The 21,763-nt window shown below is 60.9% G+C and carries 22 protein-coding genes and 1 pseudogene; 16 read left to right on the top strand and 7 right to left on the bottom strand.

The genetic code is table 11. From position 1 onward, the window contains the following. Positions 1–30 precede the first annotated feature (30 nt). Together ACFOJ9_RS07725 and ACFOJ9_RS07720 are read right to left on the bottom strand one after the other, a co-directional pair. Positions 31–672 carry a hypothetical protein gene (locus tag ACFOJ9_RS07725; RefSeq protein WP_378978215.1) on the bottom strand — a complete coding sequence of 214 codons (642 nt, stop codon included), beginning with the start codon at positions 670–672 and terminating at the stop codon, positions 31–33. Between the two features lie 606 nt (positions 673–1,278). Continuing rightward, positions 1,279–1,798 (bottom strand): annotated as a pseudogene (locus ACFOJ9_RS07720) (hypothetical protein); the annotation flags it as partial. A gap of 148 nt (positions 1,799–1,946) precedes the next feature. On the opposite strand from ACFOJ9_RS07720, the gene ACFOJ9_RS07715 reads away from it, so the two are divergent. Beyond that, positions 1,947–3,161: a pyridoxal phosphate-dependent aminotransferase gene (locus ACFOJ9_RS07715; RefSeq protein WP_378978213.1), complete on the top strand. Its 1,215-nt coding sequence runs from the start codon at positions 1,947–1,949 to the stop codon at positions 3,159–3,161. Positions 3,162–3,630: 469 nt separating this feature from the next. On the opposite strand, the gene purU is transcribed toward ACFOJ9_RS07715, so the two are convergent. Further along, complete coding sequence (gene purU / locus ACFOJ9_RS07710) at positions 3,631–4,518, bottom strand: formyltetrahydrofolate deformylase (RefSeq protein ID WP_378978211.1); 888 nt, start codon at positions 4,516–4,518, stop codon at positions 3,631–3,633. A 455-nt stretch (positions 4,519–4,973) separates the two neighbouring features. Then, complete coding sequence (locus ACFOJ9_RS07705; RefSeq protein WP_378978209.1) at positions 4,974–5,483, bottom strand: hypothetical protein; 510 nt, start codon at positions 5,481–5,483, stop codon at positions 4,974–4,976. Positions 5,484–6,333: 850 nt separating this feature from the next. Between ACFOJ9_RS07705 and ACFOJ9_RS07700 the strand changes: the two genes are divergently transcribed. Both ACFOJ9_RS07700 and ACFOJ9_RS07695 read left to right on the top strand, forming a co-directional pair. Continuing rightward, entirely contained in the window at positions 6,334–7,191 is an 858-nt protein-coding gene (locus ACFOJ9_RS07700) for a glycosyltransferase (protein ID WP_378978207.1), read from the top strand. Continuing rightward, positions 7,188–8,141, top strand: coding sequence for a glycosyltransferase family 4 protein (locus ACFOJ9_RS07695; protein ID WP_378978205.1), 954 nt, complete (start codon positions 7,188–7,190; stop codon positions 8,139–8,141). The genes ACFOJ9_RS07700 and ACFOJ9_RS07695 overlap by 4 nt, the downstream gene beginning before the upstream one ends. Before the next feature lie 232 nt (positions 8,142–8,373). On the opposite strand, the gene ACFOJ9_RS07690 is transcribed toward ACFOJ9_RS07695, so the two are convergent. Beyond that, complete coding sequence (locus tag ACFOJ9_RS07690) at positions 8,374–9,591, bottom strand: NAD(P)/FAD-dependent oxidoreductase (protein WP_378978203.1); 1,218 nt, start codon at positions 9,589–9,591, stop codon at positions 8,374–8,376. Positions 9,592–9,606: 15 nt separating this feature from the next. Continuing rightward, positions 9,607–10,371 carry an HpcH/HpaI aldolase family protein gene (locus tag ACFOJ9_RS07685; RefSeq protein ID WP_378978201.1) on the bottom strand — a complete coding sequence of 255 codons (765 nt, stop codon included), beginning with the start codon at positions 10,369–10,371 and terminating at the stop codon, positions 9,607–9,609. A gap of 134 nt (positions 10,372–10,505) precedes the next feature. Here ACFOJ9_RS07685 and ACFOJ9_RS07680 point away from each other — a divergent pair, with 134 nt between their 5' ends. The 10 genes from ACFOJ9_RS07680 (at position 10,506) to ACFOJ9_RS07635 (ending at position 18,522) form a co-directional block, all read left to right on the top strand. Further along, positions 10,506–11,318, top strand: coding sequence for a shikimate dehydrogenase family protein (locus tag ACFOJ9_RS07680; protein WP_378978199.1), 813 nt, complete (start codon positions 10,506–10,508; stop codon positions 11,316–11,318). Further along, positions 11,311–12,117, top strand: coding sequence for an SDR family NAD(P)-dependent oxidoreductase (locus ACFOJ9_RS07675; RefSeq protein WP_378978197.1), 807 nt, complete (start codon positions 11,311–11,313; stop codon positions 12,115–12,117). The genes ACFOJ9_RS07680 and ACFOJ9_RS07675 overlap by 8 nt, the downstream gene beginning before the upstream one ends. Positions 12,118–12,186: 69 nt before the next feature. Beyond that, positions 12,187–12,534, top strand: a complete 348-nt coding sequence (locus ACFOJ9_RS07670; RefSeq protein WP_378978195.1) for a RidA family protein — start codon at positions 12,187–12,189, stop codon at positions 12,532–12,534. 56 nt (positions 12,535–12,590) lie between these two features. Further along, positions 12,591–13,379, top strand: a complete 789-nt coding sequence (locus tag ACFOJ9_RS07665) for a FadR/GntR family transcriptional regulator (protein WP_378978193.1) — start codon at positions 12,591–12,593, stop codon at positions 13,377–13,379. A 32-nt stretch (positions 13,380–13,411) separates the two neighbouring features. Next, the gene (locus tag ACFOJ9_RS07660; protein WP_378978191.1) at positions 13,412–13,645 is read left to right on the top strand and encodes a hypothetical protein; all 234 of its coding nucleotides are present in this window, start codon (positions 13,412–13,414) and stop codon (positions 13,643–13,645) included. A 25-nt stretch (positions 13,646–13,670) separates the two neighbouring features. Continuing rightward, positions 13,671–14,381: an SDR family oxidoreductase gene (locus ACFOJ9_RS07655; RefSeq protein WP_378978189.1), complete on the top strand. Its 711-nt coding sequence runs from the start codon at positions 13,671–13,673 to the stop codon at positions 14,379–14,381. A gap of 11 nt (positions 14,382–14,392) precedes the next feature. After that, positions 14,393–15,142, top strand: a complete 750-nt coding sequence (locus ACFOJ9_RS07650) for an SDR family NAD(P)-dependent oxidoreductase (protein WP_378978187.1) — start codon at positions 14,393–14,395, stop codon at positions 15,140–15,142. Between the two features lie 64 nt (positions 15,143–15,206). Further along, positions 15,207–16,115, top strand: coding sequence for a LysR substrate-binding domain-containing protein (locus tag ACFOJ9_RS07645; RefSeq protein ID WP_378978185.1), 909 nt, complete (start codon positions 15,207–15,209; stop codon positions 16,113–16,115). Positions 16,116–16,242: 127 nt separating this feature from the next. Beyond that, positions 16,243–17,277: an amino acid ABC transporter substrate-binding protein gene (locus tag ACFOJ9_RS07640; protein WP_378978183.1), complete on the top strand. Its 1,035-nt coding sequence runs from the start codon at positions 16,243–16,245 to the stop codon at positions 17,275–17,277. Positions 17,278–17,358: 81 nt separating this feature from the next. Further along, positions 17,359–18,522, top strand: a complete 1,164-nt coding sequence (locus tag ACFOJ9_RS07635) for an ABC transporter permease subunit (RefSeq protein ID WP_378978181.1) — start codon at positions 17,359–17,361, stop codon at positions 18,520–18,522. An 80-nt stretch (positions 18,523–18,602) separates the two neighbouring features. Here the strand turns inward: ACFOJ9_RS07635 and ACFOJ9_RS07630 are convergent, their stop codons facing one another. After that, complete coding sequence (locus tag ACFOJ9_RS07630) at positions 18,603–18,770, bottom strand: hypothetical protein (RefSeq protein ID WP_378978179.1); 168 nt, start codon at positions 18,768–18,770, stop codon at positions 18,603–18,605. A gap of 80 nt (positions 18,771–18,850) precedes the next feature. Between ACFOJ9_RS07630 and ACFOJ9_RS07625 the strand changes: the two genes are divergently transcribed. From ACFOJ9_RS07625 to ACFOJ9_RS07615, 3 genes are read left to right on the top strand one after another with little or no spacing between them, the layout of a single operon-like run. Then, entirely contained in the window at positions 18,851–19,516 is a 666-nt protein-coding gene (locus ACFOJ9_RS07625) for an amino acid ABC transporter permease (RefSeq protein WP_378978177.1), read from the top strand. Between the two features lie 12 nt (positions 19,517–19,528). Continuing rightward, a complete protein-coding gene (locus ACFOJ9_RS07620; protein WP_378978175.1) occupies positions 19,529–20,287 on the top strand; it encodes an amino acid ABC transporter ATP-binding protein in 759 nt (252 codons plus the stop codon). Positions 20,288–20,337: 50 nt separating this feature from the next. Next, on the top strand, positions 20,338–21,744 hold the full coding sequence (locus tag ACFOJ9_RS07615) for an FAD-binding oxidoreductase (protein ID WP_378978173.1): 1,407 nt from the start codon (positions 20,338–20,340) through the stop codon (positions 21,742–21,744). Positions 21,745–21,763: the final 19 nt, after the last annotated feature.

Genomic DNA, 21,763 nt, shown 5'->3' with positions numbered 1-21,763 from the left:
CAGTAATCGCTATCCGATTATCTTCCGGCATCATTTCCCCCGCACATGGCAAGCCGCCACCAAGGCAGGTTTCAACTTTTCAAATAAAATGGACGATATTTTCGAAACGTCGTCCCTGACAATACTTATGTTGTTCTCAGATGGAGGATTGTCAAACCTTGCTATAATTTGTACCTTACAGAAATCCCACTGAGAGTCTTCGTTAAATAGCGCGACATCCTGATATACACTGCATTTACGGTCAAAACCTTCATTGCAACGAATCCAAATTCCTTCGCCCTCAGTCAAAAATAGATATGAGGAAATTCCGAGCGGAGAGGCTGTTATCTTATTATCTATATCCACTGCAGATATTCTATATAAATTTTTGGACTCGAGACGATCGAACTTATATGAATAAGATGGAAAATTTTCGAAATAATCTCCAATTTTTGAGCTAGTTAGAGGATTGTGCTTCATAGTTGAACGCGATACAAAAAATTCAACGGTATCTGAAGCGATGGTGAGATCGCATAACTTCTCTGAAGTATGGCTTGATGAAAGCGTTTCCAGCGGATTCGCCCGAACACAAGCGCTGACCATCTCATCTGCAGAAGCAGTAGCAAGCAAACACCCAACAGAAAAAGATAATAGCGACAGCAATACAACGCCAGTGTTTATCCAGTTCGGCATCCGTCACATTCATTTCATTTCGACCTCGTTAGTCGGGCCGCATTCGACCCGACGGGCATGAAGATGGCGGAATTCCTTTCGAACCCCATGACCGACCCTTGGGCCTGCCGAGAGGTGCAGTCGATCGTCGGCCGTAAACATGCTTGGGTGATTTGACTTCTCGCCTCTGAATGCCAGGCGTGGCGCCCGACACCATGAAATTCCCCGCCGCTTTTCTGGGTTGAGGCGAACACCGCACTACCCCGCAAGCAAAATCGGTAACACATCCGTGATGGACTGTTAAGAGCCCGTGAAGAAACGGGTTAAGAAACTCTTCGTTCTATTCATAAGAAGAATCTAATTTACACTTTTATGTATTGTACATGTATGGATAGGACTCATTTCGGCACGATGGAGCCAGATAATTCCCAACCGAGCCAAGTATTTATGCGGCAATCGGCAGCCTTGGGCGTCGATCCGGTACACTCACGGTTTGCACCGACCGGGCAGGTGTCGGCCGGCCTGCAGAAGCGCTGGCCGTCCGACTTGACTGGCTCTATTCGGCTGCCTGTAGGTTGATCTTGCTTTCCGCCATCTCGGTGAGCTTGCGGTCGGTCGCATCGTCAATCAGCAGCGCGCCCGATTTGTCGACGGCCAGTCCCACGCGCGCCAAGGTTCGCCACACCAGTGCACGTGTTGGATACACTTGGACGCGATCAGCCGACCGATGGGAATGGCTGAAGTTGCCGCCGGCGACGGAGCGTTTCCGACGTGCAGGGTGCGTGGCGTCTCCGCGAACAGGAAATCGTGCACGGCCTCGCCAGCTGCCGTAACCGCTTGTGCGCGGATGCCGGCCGGGTAAGGCGTCAGATCCGTGAGTTCGAGTGTCGGGCAATATTTTCTGCACTCTTCCAGATAACCACGAAAGCGAATTGGCAAGCTCGTGCACCGCATGGCGGCGATGCCGCATCACCAGCTTCCAGAATCCCGGAAAGCCTATCATGTCGGCCGCGTCGCGGGCATTGATGGAAAATCTGGGATAGCCCTCCCGCGACAGGCCGAGCACCGCATTGGGGCCGAGCGTCACCGATCCGTCGATCATGCGCGTAAGATGGATTCCGAGGAACGGCAGGTCGGGGTCCGGCACGGTGGGAAAACTTTTTCAGAAACCGGATATCCCTGAATCGCTTTTTCTATCTTCCAAAGAAGGAGGCAAGCATATTTTAGTGCCTCATGCACACCATAGAGTGGCGTCGCATTCCAGCAGCGGCAGTGCTGTCAAACAGGAGTTTTCGGTGACCATCCAGAGCAAATTCGGCCGCCTTGGCACTGACGCAGCGCCCGGACAAGAAGTCCGCCAGATGTCCGGCGGGATCGACGCAGTGCTGCTAGGCGACGCGATCACCGGCCGGCCGGTGGATTTTTCGCATGGCGACGTCGACGCGTTCACCCCGACACCCGGCTCATTCGAGGTCTTCTCGGTGGGTGTCGAAGCCGGCGGCAAGCAGGCTTACACCGAATATCGCGGCGATCTGGGCATCCGCGAAGATCTCGCCGGGCGGCTGGCCAGTTTCACCGGAGCGCCTGTCGATGCGCGCGATGGCATGATCATTACCCCCGGCACCCAGGGCGCCCTGTTCCTGGCCGTCGCCTCGACCGTATCGCGAGGTGACAAGGTGGCGATCGTCCAGCCCGATTACTTTGCCAACCGCAAACTGGTGGAATTCTGCGAAGGCGAAATGATGCCCGTCCGCATGGACTACGCAACAACCGAAGGCCGTTCGGGCCTCGACCTCAGCCAGTTGGAAGACGCGTTCAAGTCGGGCGCAAAGCTGTTCCTGTTCTCGAACCCCAACAATCCAGCAGGCGTCGTCTACTCCCGCGACGAGATTGAAGCGATTGCCGCTCTGGCAAGCCGATACAACGCAACCGTGATCGTCGATCAGCTTTACTCGCGCCTCCTGTACGCGGGCGTGGATTACACCCACTTGCGCGCGCAGCAGCTGGATTCCGAAAACGTCGTGACCATCATGGGGCCGTCAAAGACGGAATCGCTCAGCGGTTATCGACTGGGAGTAGCCTTCGGCTCCAAGGAAATCATCTCCCGCATGGAGAAACTGCAGGCGATCGTTTCCTTGCGTGCCGGTGGCTATAGCCAGGCCGTATTGCGCACCTGGTTCAACGAACCGGCTGGGTGGATGGACCAGCGCGTTCGCGAGCACCAGGCGATCCGCGACGATCTGCTGAAGGTCTTCCGTGCGACTTCAGGCATTCAAGTTCGTACGACCGAAGCCGGCAGCTACATTTTTCCGGCACTGCCTCCTCTGTCCGTGGCAGGCAATGATTTTGTCCGCATTCTGCGCCTGCAGGCAGGCATCATCGTGACACCTGGAACGGAGTTCAGTCCGTTTTCCGAAAGCAGCGTGCGCCTGAACTTTTCGCAGGATCACGCCGCTGCCGTTGCAGCCTGCGAACGTCTCGTCGCCCTCGTCGACCGGTACCGCGCATGACCGGTAACATTTCAGATCAACAGACACCGGTGCCGCAGGGACTGTACCTCCCTGCGACACGGCACGGTAGCATGATATTCACGGCGGGATGACCCACGCAGGAATGGGGTGCTGCAATTTACCGGACCAGTGCCGGCCAATGCGGACCCTGCCCTGCAGAAGGACGCGATGATCCTGGCCTGCAGCAATGCGCTGGCGGCGGCCGAAGCGCTGCTAGCCGAAGGTGAAAGTCTTTCCGCCATCCTGACCCACGGTCTACATCGCTGCCGAGCCAGGCATCACGGCACACTCGAAGCTGGCGGACTTCGCCTCCGAGTTCCTGGAATCCAGACTTGGCCGGCGCGCAATAGGCAGCCGCGCGGCCGTCGGCGTCGCGACGCTGCCGGGCAATTCGCCCGTGGAGGTGCAGCTGGTCGCGGCTGTATAGGCCGCGATCCGTGGTGCGGCGCCAGGCGCGTAGCGACGGCCCCTACCCCATCCGCTCGGACGCATAGGATCCGGGCGACGCCGGGAAAACGACGGTTCGGTCCCCATTGAGGAAAACCCGGCGATGAATATGCGCATGGATCGCCCGCGCCAACACCTGGCTTTCCACATCGCGACCAAGTGAAACGTAGTCGTTCGGGCTCTGGGCATGCGTCACGCGGACGGTGTCCTGATCGATGATCGGGCCCTCATCGAGATCGGCGGTGACGTAATGCGACGTCGCGCCGATCAGCTTTACGCCCCGATCGTAAGCCTGCTTGTAGGGGTTGGCACCTTTGAAGCTCGGCAGGAAGGAATGGTGGATGTTGATGATCCGCCCCGACATCTTCCGGCACATCTCATCCGACAGCACCTGCATATAACGCGCCAGCACGATCAATTCGGCGCCGGCTTCCTCGACGATGCGCATCTGCATCGTCTCGGCCTCGGCCTTGTTGGCCTTCGTCACCTTGATGCAGTGAAACGGAATGTCATGGTTCACAACCACTTTCTGATAGTCCATGTGATTGGAGATCACCGCCACGATGTCGATCGGCAGCGCACCGATCCGCCAGCGGTAGAGCAGGTCGTTCAGGCAATGGCCGAAGCGCGATACCATGATGACGACTTTCATCCTCTCGGTCTCGTCATGGAAAGCGTAGGTCATGCCGAAGGGCTTGGCGGTCCCTGCAAATCCGGCACGCAGCCCGGGGAGATCGGCACCGGTCTCTGACCTGAAGCTGATCCGCATGAAGAAATTGCCGCTCTGGCTGTCGTCGAATTGCGAGCTGTCGGTGATGTTGCAACCATTCTCAGCCAGATAGGTGGTGATGGCGGCAACGATCCCGCGTGTGGACGGGCACGTCACGGTCAAGGCAAACTGCTGGCTCATGGAAATCTCCTGGAGGGTCTTCAGGCACGTCTCGGGACGGCCGTAGTGCGTGTGTACAGGTGGTGAGGATGTCCGGCTCACCGAGGCCGTGGGCACGGCACCCGCTGTCTAAGGCAACATCGCCAGCTTCGGCTTTCCATAGCGCTCTATGTTGTTGATAGCTACATCCCGGTGCGATCCAGCTTCTGCGGCCAGGACCAGGCGAGGATCGGACTATTCAGCGGCGTGAAGAGCCGCCAATTGAAAGTCGGCATTCGTTCCTGCCGCGGTCTCGGTCAGGACATCCAGTGCAAACGCCGCCGAGGCGATGTCGATGAGCACCCCGAGCTGCTATTCTCACGCGACCCTGACCGGCCCCAGGCCAGGATGTTAACGGCAGCATGGTTGGGCGGATTTCTTGATCGAGATCGAGGCGACAGCGGCGATCGACTGACCGCGGGGAATGGTTGCTTTACTCATTGCCTGATGAATACGCCCGTGTAGGTCTGGCCGGCAAGCGCAACGGTTCCGGCCAGGGTTCCGTCGGGCAGCATCATGAAACTGACGTCCGCACCATTCGGGAGGCGCCCAAGCTTCAACGTAGTCCCTACAATTTTTCCTGTTCCGGCGGCCTCTCCCGGATTGTTATCGCCCAGAATCCCCCACGCAAAGGTGACCGTCACTTTGCCGTTCGGAGAAATCGTCTGCACAGCGACTTTGGCTTCATCCGTCCCCTCCAATCGTCCAACCCACATGCCCGAAAATGCGGCGTACTTTGTTGGAACGCCCTTCGCAGGAGGAGTGATTGTCACGGATTGATCCATGATTGCCGAGCCAGGAGGAACTGCGGCGGGATCCAAGGCAAGTTGAGGAGGAACAGCAACAGGATTTGACGCAGGTTCGAGAGCGGCTGATTGCGGCGCTTCAGGAGCCGATTGACACGCGGCCAGGGCAAGTGCCGCGAAGCCCAGCATCGTGTTCCGCATCAAATTCTCCACCTCGTTTGCAAGCTGTCGGTGGGCAGCAGACCCGCCGAATTGTACGTCATTCTATGCCGCCGCCCTGTGCAATGTGCATAACTCTTTACATCTGCGCCAACTGCGTTTCCAGATCGGTCGACCTCCCTAGGCAGGTGTCCGAGGGCCGAAAGTCCACCGAGGTGGATATAGGACGGGGGGAATACCCCGCCGAGTTCTTTGTTATTGCTCGCCTACTCCCACTCGATTATTTAATCAACATATAACCCGTTGAAATCGCTAGCAAATACCCTCTGACTACGCTCAAACTCCGACGATTGAGCCGTCAAAAAGTTACGCTCTTGATTTTAAATAGAAAATCGCCGGAAATTTATTCCGGGGTTTCGCCAACTATCAGGCCCGGTCGGACGATTTTTGCGTGTCGATAACCTCGGCGGCGTACCTGACTCGCCTCAAAAAAAATCCGTCACCAAGTCATATCACCGCTAGCACCCCGATGCCATCGGGCCACAGAGCGGAGAGCCGCAGGTCCTCGACAGATCGCTGATCTGATATCGGAGAGCGAAGAACCGTAGCGGGGCGGCCGCGACAGGGCGCCTGTTCCTGCCATGGAATGGCGTTGTGATCGTGGGCCAACACCTCGACCAGCAGGGGAGCAAAGACGAAATGCCCCGCTATGCCTGAGTGGGACTAGACGACAACTCGGCCCAAGGGAGCCGCATATTCCTGAGACTTGCTATCGCGACGGGAACCGCTATGAGCGCGTGTGCACTTCAGGTGGGAAAGTGATGGCGCCTTGGCATGGCCGCTCTGAATCTTTAGACCGTATCCGCAAGCACACAACGAAGGATTGAGGGACTTGGTCGATCTCAACACCCACATTGCAAATGCTGCGCGTGATCGAAGTTCCCCGCGAGTCGTCGCGGTTCTTGCAACACGGAACGAAGAACGGTTCGTCGCCGGATGTCTTGAGAACCTCTTTCGTCAAGGCGTGCAGGTCTACATCTGCGACAATCAGTCGACGGACCGAACGCTTGAGATTGCCCAGCGCTACCGCGGGGCCGGATTGATAGGATTCGAAAGCATCCCGTATAGCGGCTGGTATTGCTGGGAGCACCTTCTTCGTCGCAAAGAGGAACTATTTCAGTCGCTCGAAGCAGACTGGTTCATGCATCTTGATGCTGACGAGATCCACCTTCCGCCGACTTCGTATTCATCGTTGGTCTCCGCCATTGCGGCAGCCGACGCACTCGGCTTCAATGCGATCGAGTCTTCCGAGTTCACGTTCATTCCTACCAGGGAAGCCCCAGATCACGACAACCCCAATTATCAACACACGCTGCGCACCTATTACCCATTCCGACCGTGCTCCCCACACTGCGTCCGTGCGTACAAGAAACAGGACGGCCCCATGGAGATTGCGTGGTCCGGCGGCCATCGCGTACGCTTCGGGGGTCCAGTGAAGCTCTACCCCGAGCGTTTTCGCATGAAGCATTATCTGTTCCTGAGCGCAGAGCATGCCGCGCGCAAGTATGCTGGCCGCCGGTACCTGAGCGAGGAGGTCATCGGTCTTGGCTGGCACGGATGGCGACCCCGCTTGCGACCAGAGGATATCCAACTGCCGGACGCTACCCAGGTGCGCGCCACCGCGACGGACGACGATCTGGACGAGGCCAATCCATGGTTGGCGCACTGGCTTGAGCGGTACGCCTCGTGAGCGATATACACCTCCCCCGCATCCTGGCGATCGCGGACCGACCCGGCTGGGCGATCGATCGCAAGACCCAGAATCTCCGGCGCGTGCTGGAAAGAAGGTTCGAGATCGTCCAACGATTTCAGCATGATGTGACTGAGTCCGACGTGAACGCGGCGGACATCGTGCTCATCTACTATTGGCTCCAATTCTCGAAGCTGCCCCTGCCGGAATCGGTCTTCGCCCGGCGGTCTGACAGGCTGCTCATCGGGATCTGCGGCCACAGAGAGCTGGAGGGCGAGTTCCGCGAGCCCGGGCTCGCCACCCTGCGCCGGCTGGCACGCGCTGTCTTTGTCAATAATCGGCGGCTCGAGCACGAATACCGTCCTCTACTGCGTGTTCCGGTCCACTACACGCCCAATGGAGTCGACACGACATTCTTTTGCCCCCCACAAGAGCCACAACCCTATTCTGGCGAACTCCGCGTCGGATGGGCGGGAAGTCTCAGCAACCATGGTCCAGCACATCGCGGCTTCCACGAAGTCATCGAGCCCGCGGTCGCTGCCGTGCCGGGCGTGCGACTACTGACTGCGATTCGGGAGCAACGCTGGCGTAACGGTGACGAGATGCTCGACTTCTATCGGGATCTCGACGTTTATGTCTGCGCCAGTCTCAGCGAAGGCGCTCCCAATCCTTGCTTGGAGGCGGCGGCGTGCGGTGTCCCCTTGGTGACGACCCGTGTGGGAAACATGCCAGAGCTGATTCGGGATGGCGACAACGGGCTGTTCTTCGATGGAACTGCGGAGGGGCTTGCGAACAAGCTCGCCCTGTTGCGGGACACGCCATCGCTCCGGTCGCGGATGGCCGCCCGCATGATCGAGACGATCCGAGAGTGGGATTGGGGCGTTCTGGCCGAGAACTACGCGCACATGTTTGCCTCGTTGCTTACTGCAGGCGAGCGGTCGGGCCGGTGAGATGTGCGGCTTCAGATGTGCCCTGCCAAACCTGACCTTTGTAGCGCCATTCGAGATTTCCCGGACCCTTGCTCTTCCATACCTCGCTCAGCAAGGATGACGAGGCGGCGCTGCCTCGCGTAAACTCCGACATCAAAACCGTCAAAAAGTTACGCTTTTGATTTCAAAGGAAAATCGCCGCAAAGCACGGACACCCGCGCACCGAGCTTGTCGGCCACTCAGGAGCTCTGTCTCAAATCACGGCTTCTTCCAGGAACGGCTCATTGCGCTCTATGCGCTCGTAGCAAAACGGCGACAGGTCGAGCGTCCGGAAAGACCCGTGAACGATGAGTTCTGAAACGGCCCGACCCACGGCTGGCGACTGTTGCAGGCCGTGCCCCGAGAAGCCGTTGGCAAACATGAAATTGGTCACCTGCGGGTGGAAGCCAACGATGCCGTTGTGGTCGAGCATGTTGTACTCGTAGTGACCAGTCCAGTTCGTCTGAACCTTGAGTGCATCGAAGGATGGAATGCGGTGCCAGAGTGCTGGCCAGATGTAGTCGTCGAACTCTTCATGGTGCATTTCAAAGTCGTCGTAGCCGGCCGGCCCATCGTCTTGCGGCGTGTTGCCGGTGAGAAAAAGTTCGCCTTCGGGGCGCACAAATGTACCGGACAGGTCGATGACATTGGGCATCCGGCCTGGGATCGGGTTGGCGCTGGCGAAGACGAAGCTGTAGCGCTTGTAGGGCGCGACGGGGATCGACAGGCCGGCCATGGCGGCGACCTGTTGCGCGCGCGGGCCGGCGGCGTTGACCAGGGTTCCGCAACGAACCGTCTGTCCGGTCGCGAGGCGCACCGAGATGACCCGCCCCTTGGCGATATCCAGCCCTGTCACGGCATTGTCGATATACTCGACACCGCTGGCGCGGGCGGCCCGGCGGAAACCGTTCATCATGCCCATGGAATCGAACCAGCCCTCTTCCCGGGCTCCCCAGGAGCCGCCGCCGAGATCCTCCACATTGAGCCAGGGAAAGCGATCCTTCAGCGGACCCGGCTCTAGGAACACCGTGTGGGCTCCGAGACTGCGCTGCAGGTCGACGCGCTCGCGCGCCGCGTCGATGCCATCAGGTGAGCAGCAGTACAGGTATCCATGCTCCTTAAAGCCGAGGTCTGGCGCCGGTTCGTCCTTGTAGAAGGGTGCCATCCGCTCCTGGAACCCGCGGATGATCTCGATGCCGAACTGGCTGATCTTCACATTGATCGGATTGGAATATTGCTGCCGGATCGCACTGGTGGAGAGCGCCGTCGACGAGAACTCGTAGCTCGAGTCGCGTTCGACCACGAGGATCGAGGCGCCGCTGCCCAGCGCCTGGCTCAGCCAGTATGCCGTTGACGAACCGACGACGGCGCCGCCGACGATGACGATGTCGTAGGCCGAACGCGACGGCGCTTTGTAAGGGGGGATCGGCATGGCTGTATCTCCGGTCTACTGATTGAACGAAGCGACCAAGGCATCCGAGCCCCGCGCAAGCAGGCCGAGGTCGGAACCAACAGCCACCATGGTGAAGCCGTCGGCGAGATAGCGGTCGGCGTCGGTCTTTGCAGGCGCCAGGATTCCGCTGGCCTTGCCTGCCGCTGTTGCTGCCTTGCGCACCGAGGCGATCGCTTCTTGAACGTGCGCCGCACCGGGATTGCCCATCGCGCCCATATTTGTGGACAGGTCGCCGGGCCCGACGAAGAGAACGTCGACGCCGTCCACCGCCGCAATCTCGGCGGCGTTCGCCACGCCCGTCTCGCATTCGATCTGCACGGCCAGCAGCTGCTGCTCGCGCGCCCTGATGTGATAGCCGGCGATGCGGCCGAATGCGTTGGCGCGGTGGGCGACCGAGAAGCCGCGGACGCCGCCCGGAGCATAGGTCATCGCGGCAACGACGCTGCGCGCCTGATCCGCCGTACGCACATTGGGGATCATCAGGCTGCGTGCTCCGATGTCCATCGCCTGCTTGATCAGATTGGGGTCGTCGGAAGGCAGCCTGACGACTGGTTCGCTGTCGAAGCCGCCCATGACCTGCAGTTGCGCCATGATGCTGCGCAGATGGTTGGGACTGTGTTCGCCATCGATCAGCAGCCAGCCGGCGCCGGAGCCTGCGACAACTTCCGTCGTGAGGGCGGAAGCCAGCGAACACCAGATGCCGATATGGGCTCGGCCGGCCGTCACGGCAGCCTTCAGCGTGTTGGGGCGCTCTTGCATTTTGCGGTCAGTCTCCGATGTGCGAAAGGATGTTGAAATTTGTATGATGTCCTATATCATACGGCAATAATTCGCTGCAAGTGCTGTGCATGCCGACCTTGGTGCAGAACTGCCAAAAGAAGAGGAGTGAACCGATGCGCGGAACCGGCAAGGCCGACATCTTCGTGATGCTGGCCCATCCAGTGGCACACGCCAAAAGCCCCGGCATATTCAACGAGATCTTCGAGCAAAAGGGGCTGGACAGCCTTATGGTGCCGTTGAGCTGCCGCCCGGAGGATTTCGAGGCCTTCTGGGCCGGCATCACGGCGGCCGAGAACATAAGGGGCGTCATCATCTCGGTGCCGTACAAGGTCGCGGTCTATCACAAATGCTCTGCTGCCCATGACCGCGCCGCGCGGGTGCAGAGCGCCAATTCCGTGCGCCGGCTGCCCGATGGCAGCTGGTACGCCGACAATTTCGACGGCGTCGGCTTCATCGATGGGCTCAACGCAGGCGGACATGAGATTGCCGGCCGCCGCATTCTCCAGGTCGGCGCCGGTGGCGCCGGTGCGTCCCTGGCCTATTGTCTCGCGGAAGCCGGCGCGGAGGAGATCCGTCTCGCCGACATCGACGCCGGGCGCGCCGAAAAACTGGCGGCGCTGGTTCGCCTCGCATTCCCGAAATGCCGCATCCAGGTCGGCGAGGCCGAGCCTTCCGGCATGCATATGGCCATCAACGCCACGCCGGTCGGCATGCATGCGGGCGACCCGCTGCCGCTGGACGTGAGCCGGCTGACCCCGGACATGACGGTCGTGGATATCATCATGGAGCCCGCCGAGACCGCCCTGCTAAAGGCGGCGAAAGAGATTGGCTGCCGCATTCAGCCGGGGCGCCCGATGATGGATTTCCAGGTCCGGGCCATGTCCGAATTCTTCGACATCGAAGGCAAGGACCGCGGCAATGGCTGAGACGGCAACGGCCGTCGTCATCGGCGGCACTTCCGGCATCGGACGCGCAATCGCGCTGCGCTTTGCCGAGGACGGCTACCATGTGGTGGTCGCCGGTAGGAATGCGGCTCGGGGTAATGAGGCGGTTGAGGCCTGCGAGGCGGCGGGCGCACCGCGCGCCCTGTTCGTCCAGACCGATGTTGCCGATCCCCTCTCGGTTGAAGCGCTGGCGCAGGCCGTCAGCGATGCGTTCGGTACGCCTCAAATCGCCGTCAATTGCGCCGGCATCCTGCAGAGCGGCAAGCACGTCCTGGACCAGGATCTGGATGAGGACGAGAGGATGTGGAGGGTGAATTATCGCGGCACCCTGCTGGGTTGCCAGGTGTTCGGCAGGCTGATGTCGGCTGCCGGGCGTGGCGCGATCCTGAACGTCGGCTCGCTTGCCTCCTTCGCGCCACTGTCCCTGCCTGCCTACACGCCCGGAAAGCATGCCGTTCTGGCCTTGACCCAGATCCTGGCCGCCGAACTCGGTCCGCACGGGGTGCGGGTGAATGCGGTGGCACCTGGCTACACACTTTCGGACGGGCTGAAAGCCAGGATAGCCAAGGGAGAGCGCAACCCCGAAGCCATCCTGGCGACCACCGCGCTGCGCCGTTTCGTCGAGCCGCGCGACGTTGCCGAGGCGGCACTGTTCCTCTGCTCCGACCGGGCCGCGTCGATAACCGGCGTCACCCTGCCCGTCGACGCCGGCTGGCTCGTTCAGGCGCCCTACGCGCAATATTTGCAGGGAAACCCAATCCGCCAGACGCCGGCAATCTGACCCCATCCGGCGGAGGCCGGAAATCTGACCCCATCCGGCGGAGGCCGGAAATCTGACGAGGACAATCCAGTGAGTGACATCAAGCGCTTCGACTTCGACACCCGCATCCACCACGGGGTCATCCACAATGGCACCCTCTACCTCACCGGCCAGGTCGCAAGACCGGGTCAGTCCGCGGCCGACCAGATGCGCGAGGCGCTCGGCAAGGTCGACGCGCTGCTTGCCAAGGCTGGTACGGACAAGACCCGCATCCTTCACGTGCAGATGTGGCTGGACGACATCAGGGATTTCGACGAAGTCAACACGGTCTGGGACGCATGGATGCCGAAGGAGCACGCACCGGCGCGCTCGTCCGGCGAAGGACGCATGGCCAGGCCCGGAATGCTGGTCGAGCTGATCGTCACCGCGGCGGTTTGAATGGCCTTGCCGGTTCGGGCATCATCCTGCATCTGGCATCGGACTGGGGAACACTGATGACGAAGCGCAAGCCACTTTCCACCGTCGTGGCCGAGAGCCTGTCCGAAAAGATACGGTCCGGACAGTTGCTGCCCGGCGCGCAATTGCCGACAGAAGCCGAGCTTTGCGCCGAATACGACGTCAGCCGGACGGTGGTGCGGGAAGCGGTGGCGCGATTGCGCTCCGAGGGCATGGTGGTGCCGCAGCAAGGACGCGGCATGTTCGTCAGTGAAACGCCGGCGCCGCGCAACTTCTCGATACCGGACGAGGCTCTCAGGACCTTACCGGAAACCATCGCCCTGCTCGAACTGAGACTGAGTGTCGAAGTCGAGTCCGCCGGGCTGTGCGCGGAACGGCGCACCGACGCGGAGGTGAATGCAATCCGCGCCCTGATGGAACAGGTCGACGCACAGCAAGCGGATCCCGCTGTCGTCCAGATCCATTACGACTACGATTTCCATCTGGCGATCGCCAAAGCCGCGCGCAACGAATTCATCCACGGCTTCCTGAGCTATCTCAGGCCGATGATCGTTCCACGCTTTCAACTGGGCTACGTGGTCACATCAGAGCGCAAGGACAGCTACTACGCACGCATTCACAGCGAACACAAAACCATCGTCGACGCCATCGAAAGGCAGGACGGTCGCGCTGCTCGCCAGGCCATGCGCAAGCATCTGCACAACAGCCTCGGACGCGTGCGCGCTTTGGCCCGGGCTTCAGGCGTCGCGGCAACAGAGGCCGAGCAGAAGGCAGCTGCGGCCTCGCTCTTTACCGATATGAAGAGGCCTGCTCCGACAGGCGGGTAAGGCCGGCGATTTCGCTTCGCATGCACAGGCGCGTGGACCAGATCAGCCACGCATTGCGAAAGCCTTGTTTTTGTTCTGCCGGCCAGCGGCACCCGTTTTCCGACGCGTTGAAAGCGCCGTTCTCCCGTCGTTTCCTTGGGTTTTCGGCTTCCGTGATCGCACGGACACCCCAGGAGGTTTCGCAGGCTGAAAGGGCTTTCGAAAGTTTATCTTTCCTTTTTGCTGGTTTTCTTGGTTTCGCGGCATCGGCCCAGGCCGCAAACTGAAACCAGGCAATCAGGGAAGCCCCACGTGACGACAGCCTTCATCACAGGTGCAACGAGCGGCATAGGGCGGGCCATGGCGATCGCACTGAGCGACGCCGGCTATGACGTCTATGCGGTCGGGCGCAGCCAGTCCGCGCTCAAGGGGTTGCAGGCCGAGCGGCCCGGCATCGTGCCCATCGCCGTCGACGTCACCGATCGCGAGGCGCTGGAGGCTGTTCTGGCGGATCTGACCATCGACGTGCTGATCAACAATGCCGGGATCATGCCGCCGCTAGGCAATTTCGCCGACATGAAGATCGCCGACATCGACGCCACGCTGGAGGTGAACCTCAGCGCTGCAATCATGCTCACCCGCCTCGTCGTCCCGCAGATGCGCGAGCGGCAGTCCGGCCACATCTTGTTCACCGGCTCCACCGCGGGCCACGCGGCATATTCCAACATTGCCGTCTATTCAGCCACCAAGGCGGCGATCTCCGGCTTTGCCGCCGCGTTGCGCGCCGACCTCTCCCCATCAGGCATACGCGTCACCGAGATCGTCGCCGGCCGTGTCGAGACACAGCTCTATCAGGACATCCTCGACGCCAAGGCGCGCGCGGCCATGTACGCCAGCAAAGTGGTGCAGCCGGATGACGTGGCCGGAATAGTGGTCGCGGTACTCGGCCTGCCCGCATGGGCCGACGTTACCCGTTTCGACATCATGCCGACCTGGCCGACCTCGCCAAGCGGCACCAAGTAAGGAAAACTGGAATGAAGGATCTTTCCGTTCTCATCGTCGGCGGCGGCGCTGGCCTCGGCGCGCTTTTGGCCCGGATGGCTGTGGAGGCCGGCGCGGCGAAGATCGGCATCATCGACATCAACCAGGACGCTGCCGAAGCCGCTCTCGCACCGGCAAAGGCCAACGGCCTGCCGACCGCGACCGCCCTATGCGACATCCAGATCGGCCCTCAGTGCCACGCCGCCTTCGACGCCATCGTTTCGAAGCTCGGGCGCATCGACACTTTGATCAATTGCGCCGCGATCTACCCTCGCCGCCCGCTCCTCGAGATCAGCGATGCCGATTGGGATGCCTCCAACGGCATCAACATCAAGGGCACCTACCACATGATGGTGGCGGCCGTCCGCCATATGCAGTCGCAGGAGCCGAAGAGCCATGTGCGCGGGCGGATCGTGAACCTGACATCTGTCGACGCTTTCAAGGCGCATCCGCAGAACGCCCACTATGCGGCAACCAAGGCCGCCGTGGTCAGCCTGACGCGCTCCTTTGCCCATGACGTTGCAAAACACGGAATCCTGGTCAATTCGGTAGCCCCTGCAGGCATGGCCACGGAGCGGGCCAAGGCCCTCGGCTTCCTGGAGGAACTGGCCAAGGCAAGCCCGCTGGGTCGTGGTGCCGAGCCCACGGAGATTGCCGAGTGGGTGCTTATGACGGGCGGTCCCAAGAACACCTATATGACCGGTGAAAACGTAATTGTTTCAGGCGGTTACATATACGCCTGACAACAACTGAATTGCGACAGCGCATGGTCAACTGAACCTCAAGCGAGAAGGAGCGGAATTAACAATGACCGGCAAACTGCGCCTTCCGTCTCTGAATGCGCTTCGCGTCTTCCACGCCGTCGCGCAGCACAAGAGCTTTCGGCAGGCGGCGGATGAGTTGCTGGTCACGCCGCAGGCCGTCGGACAGCAGATCAAGCTTCTGGAAGACACGCTTCAGGTGACGCTGTTCGAGCGTAAGGGTCGGTCGGTCGAATTGACTGAGTCGGCCATCCTTCTCTCGCACTATGTCAAAGCCGGGTTCGACGAGTTTTCCGAAGGCGTTCGCCGCGTCACCAAGTCGAACTATCGGGACCGCATCAACCTGAATGCGAGCCCCTACTTCGCGACCCACTATCTGCTGCCTCGGCTATCCCTGTTCCGGGAGATATTGCCGGGTGCGGATCTGCGCCTGACGACGATGGTCGACCTGCCCGATTTCGGACGCGACGACATCGATATGACCGTCCAGTGGGGCTACGGCAATTGGCCGGACTACGAGACCATCCTGCTGGTGCCGGATCCGAAGGTCATCTGCTGCACCCCGGCCATCGGCGAAAGCATCAAGTCGGCGCAGGATCTGACGCTGTTCACGTTGCTGGATACCGTCAAATCGAAGCGCCTTTGGCCAGACATTTTACGGCACCTTGCCATCGAGCAGACGGATGGCAACCGAAGCATCAGCTTCGACGATGCCGCAACCATGCGCCGTGCAACCCTGCAAGGCATCGGCGTCGGTCTCGTCTCCGTCATCGACGCCGAGGAAGATTTGAGGTCGGGGGCTCTGGTCGCGCCGGTTGGCCGCGACGCCCTTGCCGATATGCGGCCGGAGGAAGTCCCTGGATTCTACCTGATCGTCCCGCGCGGGCACCTGCGCGTGAAGGCGGTCGCCGCCCTTCATCGATGGCTCGCCCAGCAGGACTGGGCAGCGATCTGAAGATTTCCTCCGTGCCGAAACCGACCCCGCTTTCCGACTAGGAGCGGCTTTGAGACCGAGCTCCGACAGAAAACATTCGGACCTCCAACAACAAGAAACCAAACAACCTCAACAGTGGAGACGGAACATGAAAACGATGAAATGGGGGGCCGCAGCCATGGCCCTTGGACTTGTGCATTTTGCGGCGCCGGCAGAAGCCGCCGGCGGCAAGACGCTGGAGACCGTCAAGGCGCGCGGCGTGCTCAATTGCACCGGCCATGACGGATCCTATCTCGGCTTCGCCGAAGTCGACGACAAGGGCAACTGGAAGGGCATGGACATCGATCTCTGCCGGGCGGTGGCCACGGCCGTGCTCGGCGATCCGGCAAAGCTGAAGATCGTTCCGATCAGCTGGGCGCAGCGCTGGCCGTCCCTGCAGTCGGGCGATGTCGACATCATCATCAAGGCATCGGGCGGCACGCTCAGCCGAGACACCGAGCTCGGGCTGCAATTTTCCATGTCCTATTACCTAGGAACCACCAAGGTGATGGCGCACAAGGAACTCAACCTCAAGTCGCTCAAGGATGCCGCTGGCGGCACGATCTGCATTCCCGCCGGCACGTCGCAGGAACAGCAGGTCGCGGCCTATACGGCCAAGCTTGGCATCAAGCTCGAGCCCGTGCTCATCGAAAAGACCGAGGAGCTCGAGCAGGCCTATTTCTCGGGACGCTGCGATCTCTATGCGCAGTGGGGTCCGACACTGGCCATTGCGCGCATCGCCAAGAGTAAGGTCGACGACCATGTCATCCTGCCCGACGTGCTCGCCGTCGAGCCTGAAGTCATGATCATGCGGCAAGGCGACGACAATTGGGTCGACATCGCCAACTGGACGCTGAGCACCCTGATCTTCGCCGAACAGGAAGGCATCACCTCCAAGAACGTCGACGAGATCAAGGCCAAGCCAACGTCGCCGCAAGTCGCCAAGTTCCTCGGCGTCACGCCAGGCATGGGCAAAGGTCTCGGTCTCGATGACGACTGGGCCTACAAGGTGATCAAGAACGTCGGCAATTACGGCGAAATCTTCGAGCGCGACCTCGGCAAGGACTCGCCCTACAAGATGGACCGCGAACTGACCAACCTTTGGAACAATGGCGGTGTCCTGTTCCCGCTGGTGATCGACTGATCCGCTCTTAACGCATCCCGCTTTAGGCCCCGCCCGGCACCTGCCGGGCGGGGCCGGCGACAATTCGGCAAGGATCTTTGGATGGTCAGCCTGCTGAGAAATCAAAAGGTCCGCAACGCATCGTTGCAGGTCCTGTATGTCGGCTCGATCGCCGCGATGGTGCTTGCCGGTATCGTAATCGCCCGCCGCAACCTAGCTGACCAGGGGATCACCTCCGGATTCGACTTTCTGTTCAAGTCGACGGGCTGGGACGTGAATTTCTCGCTGCTGCCCGCCACGGCCAATGATCCCTATTGGTGGTACTTCCTCATCGGCATCATCAACACGCTGTTTCTGGGCAGCGTCGGCCTGATACTGGCGACGATCGTCGGAACGATCGTCGGTCTGGCGCGGACGTCTTCGAACGATTTGGCGCGGCTGCTCGGCCGCACCTATGTGGACATCTTCCGAAACATCCCGCTGATCCTCCAGGTCTTCTTCTGGTACGCGATCATCACGCACCTGCCGACGCCGCGCAGCGCGCACGAAGCCTGGGGCTTCCTGCTCACCAGCCGGGGGCTCTACATTCCATTCCCGAACGTCAGCACTGCGGCGTTTGCCGCAGCCACGGTGGCTGTCATCGCGGCAATCGTGCTGCCGGCCTGGCTGGGCAGGACGTCGCGCCTTGCCCAGCCGATCGGCGAGCGGCGCGCCATCCAGTTCGCCGCCGCCGCGGCTGCGCTGGTTTGCGCGGCCATCATTCTGACCGTCGGACGTCTGCCGGATACGCCGCTGCTGGACTTCCCTGCCCTGCAAGGCCTCAATCTGAGAGGCGGCCTGCGCATTCCACCCGAGTTCGCCACCCTCGCCATCGCCATCGCGATCTATGGCGGCTCCTACATCGCGGAGATCGTACGCGGAGGCTTCAAATCTGTCGGCATCGGCCAGGTCGAGGCAGCGCTTTCCCTGGGCCTCAGTCCCTGGCGGGTGTTCACGCTGGTACGGCTGCCGCTGGCGCTGCGCGCCATGCTGCCGATCCTTGCCAACCAGTATGTCTGGCTGATGAAGGCGACGACGATGGGCATCGCGGTGGGCTTCACCGACTTCTTCATGATTGTGGCGCTGACGATCAACCATTCCGGGCAAACCCTCGAAGCGATCGGCATCCTGATGGCAGGCTTCCTCGCCATCAATCTCAGCCTTGCCGCCGTCTTCAATCGCATCAACAAGGCAATTGCCCTCAAGGGCAATCAACTGAGAGGCTGAGAGATGGAGATGGTCCTTGTCGCTCCACCCGCTCCCGGCAGGCTCGAGGATCTGAAGCGACGCTTCTTCGCAACGCCGCTTCAGGCCGTGTTGTCGCTGGCTTGCCTGACGATCATGGTCTTCCTGGTCTGGAAGCTCTTGAATTGGGCGGTTTTCTCGGCTGTCTTCACCACAAGTGGCGGGCCGGAAGCCTGCCAAGCGGCAGCGGGAGCCTGCTGGTCGGTCATCGCAGCGAGATGGCGGATCATCTTCTTCGGCCTCTATCCCTACGAAGAACAATGGCGCTCGGCCCTGGCCTGCGTCGCCGTGGTGGTTGATGAAAGGCGGCGTGCTTGGTCTTGCCCATGTCGGCGAGGAAGCCTGGGGCGGGCTGGCATTGACCCTGTTCATCTTCGTCACCACCTGCCTGATCGGCTTCCCGCTGGCCATCTGCCTGGCCTTGCTGCGCCGGTCGGAGCTACCCTGGATTTCCCGCACCACCGGCCTCATCATCGACGGGGTCCGGTCGCTTCCGCTGATATCGATCCTCTTCACATTTGCCGTGGTTCTGCCGTTCGCGCTGCCGCAATGGCTGCAGGGCGACAAGCTTTACCGCGTGATCCTCGGCTCCGCTTTGTTCTTCTCCGCCTATCAGGCGGAGATCGTGCGAGGCGGCATGCAGGGCGTTGCGACAGGACAGGAGGAGGCTGCCATGGCGCTTGGCATGCGCTATTGGCAACGCGTCAGTCGAATCCTCCTGCCCCAGGCCATGCGCAACGCGATGCCCGCGACGATCAACCAGTTCGTCATCTCGTTCAAGGAGACCTCGCTGGTGATCATCGTCGGCTTCTTCGAGATCCTGGCTTCCGGCAATGCCGCCTATGGCACCGGTGAATGGCGCTTCGCCTATGTCGAAGTCTATGCCTTCATCGCCTTCATCTACTTCATCTTCGTCTTCAGCCTGTCCCGCTATGGCGCCTTTCTCGAGCGCCGCATGTCGGTCAGCGAACGGTAAGGAGGCGTACAGGTGATCTCAACCAATTCGACCGGTGGGCCGGCGCTCCGCATCGAAAACCTCGATAAGTATTACGGCACATTCCACGCGTTGCGGAAAGTGAGCCTTTCCGTGGAGCGGGGCGAAAAAATCGTCGTCTGCGGCCCCTCAGGCTCCGGCAAGTCGACCATGATCCGCTGCATCAACCGCCTCGAGCAGCACAATGGCGGCCGCATCGAGGTGCTCGGCACCGAGCTCAACGACGATGTCGGCAACATCGACGAGATCAGGCGCGAGGTCGGCATGGTGTTCCAGCACTTCAACCTGTTTCCGCACATGACGGTGCTGGAGAACTGCATGCTCTCCCCGATGATCGTGCGCAAGCAGGCGCGAGCGCAAGCCGAGGCAACCGCCCGGCGCTATCTGGAAAAGGTGCGCATTCCCGAGCAGGCCATGAAATATCCCAGCCAATTGTCCGGCGGTCAGCAGCAACGGGTCGCGATTGCGCGTGCTCTTTGCATGCAGCCGCAGATCATGCTGTTCGACGAGCCGACCTCGGCGCTCGATCCGGAAATGGTCTCCGAAGTGCTCGACGTGATGGTTACGCTCGCCTCCGAGGGCATGACGATGATCTGCGTGACCCATGAGATGGGCTTTGCGCGCCGGGTCGCCGATCGGGTGATTTTCATGGATGGAGGCGAGATCCTCGAAGAGGCGCCACCGGATGAGTTCTTCACCTCTTCCCGCAACGAGCGCACCCGAGAATTCCTGTCGCAGGTGATGGGTCATTGATTGGAAGCAACGATCCGAATGCGTCACGCCGCATACCCTCAGGCATCTCCATGATTGATCCCGCCACCGCGTTGCACGAGCTTCTCGGGCCGAAAGGCTGGCTTTCGGGCAGAGATGCCGAGCCTTACCAGCGCGATTGGCTCAATCGCTATGGCGTCGCACCTCTGGGCGTTGCCAGGCCCGCGGATACGTCGCAGGTTGCCAGTGTCGTCAAGCTATGTCGCGAGGCCGGACTGGCAGTCGTCCCGCAAGGTGGAAACACCGGGCTTTGCGGTGCCGCCGTCGCCCAGCAGTCGAATGCGGTGGTCGTTTCGCTTTCACGCATGACGGCGATCGGGAATCCGGATCTGGACAGCGGATCGATCGCCGTCGAAGCCGGCGTCGTGCTGGCCGCGCTGCACGAGAAGCTTGAACCAAATGGCCTGATGTTTCCAATGCATCTCGGCGCGGAAGGCAGCGCCAGGATCGGCGGCCTGATTGGCACCAATGCCGGCGGCAGCCAGGCTTTCCGCTATGGCATGATGCAAGATCTCGTTCTGGGTCTCGAAGTCGTGACGCCTGACGGCAGGGTTTGGGACGGACTGCGCGCGGTGCAGAAGGACAATGCCGGCTATCAACTACGCAAGCTGTTCTGTGGCGCGGAAGGCACGCTGGGGATCGTGACGCGCGCGATCCTGCGGCTGTACCCCAAGCCTCGGCAGCAGGCGAGCGCCCTTCTGGTCCTGCCCGACTTTGCCGCCGCCGTTTCGTTCGGCGCCTTCCTGCGCGGCGAGGCCGGGGAGTTCCTGACTGGCCTCGAGTTCTTCTCCGATTTGGGCCTGCAGCTGGCGCTCAAGCACTTGCCCGACCTTGCCTACCAACTGGAGACACGGGGCGACGTCTATCTGCTGGTCGAACTGGCATCGGGATCGCTACGTGTTCCCTTGGACGAGATCCTGGCTTCGGCGCTGGAATGGGGCATGGAACAGGGCCTGGTCTGCGACGGCGCGCTGGCGGCGACGGGTGCGCATCGCGCACAATTCTGGCGGCTGCGCGAGGAGCAACCGGAGGGACAGAGGCTGGAAGGCGAGCAGCTCAAGCACGACATCTCCGTGCCTCCAGGTGCAATCGCCCGTTTCGTCGAGGCAAGTGCGAAAATCTGCGGCGGCATTCTTCCCGGCGTGCGGATAAACCCGTTCGGGCACCTCGGCGACGGAAACATCCACTACAATTTGTCTCCGCCGGAAGGTCGAGCCGATTTCGACGGCAAGGCCGAGCTGTTCGCCGAGGCGCTGTCATCTCTTGTCACGGAGATGGGCGGCAGCTTTGCAGCCGAGCATGGGCTTGGCCGGGCAAAGGTTGTGATGGCCGACCGCAATCGCGGCTTGGTGGAGCGAGACCTCATGGCGCGGCTCAAGGGTGCGTTCGATCCGCTGGGCACGATGAACCCCGACGTCCTGGTGCGCGTCTCTCGGTAAAGAAAAACTTTCGAATAGA

The sequence above is a fragment of the Mesorhizobium cantuariense genome (assembly GCF_042647205.1).
Lineage (GTDB): Bacteria > Pseudomonadota > Alphaproteobacteria > Rhizobiales > Rhizobiaceae > Mesorhizobium > Mesorhizobium cantuariense.
Note: the sequence above shows the minus strand (reverse complement) of the source record. Positions and strands in the feature narration are given on the sequence as shown.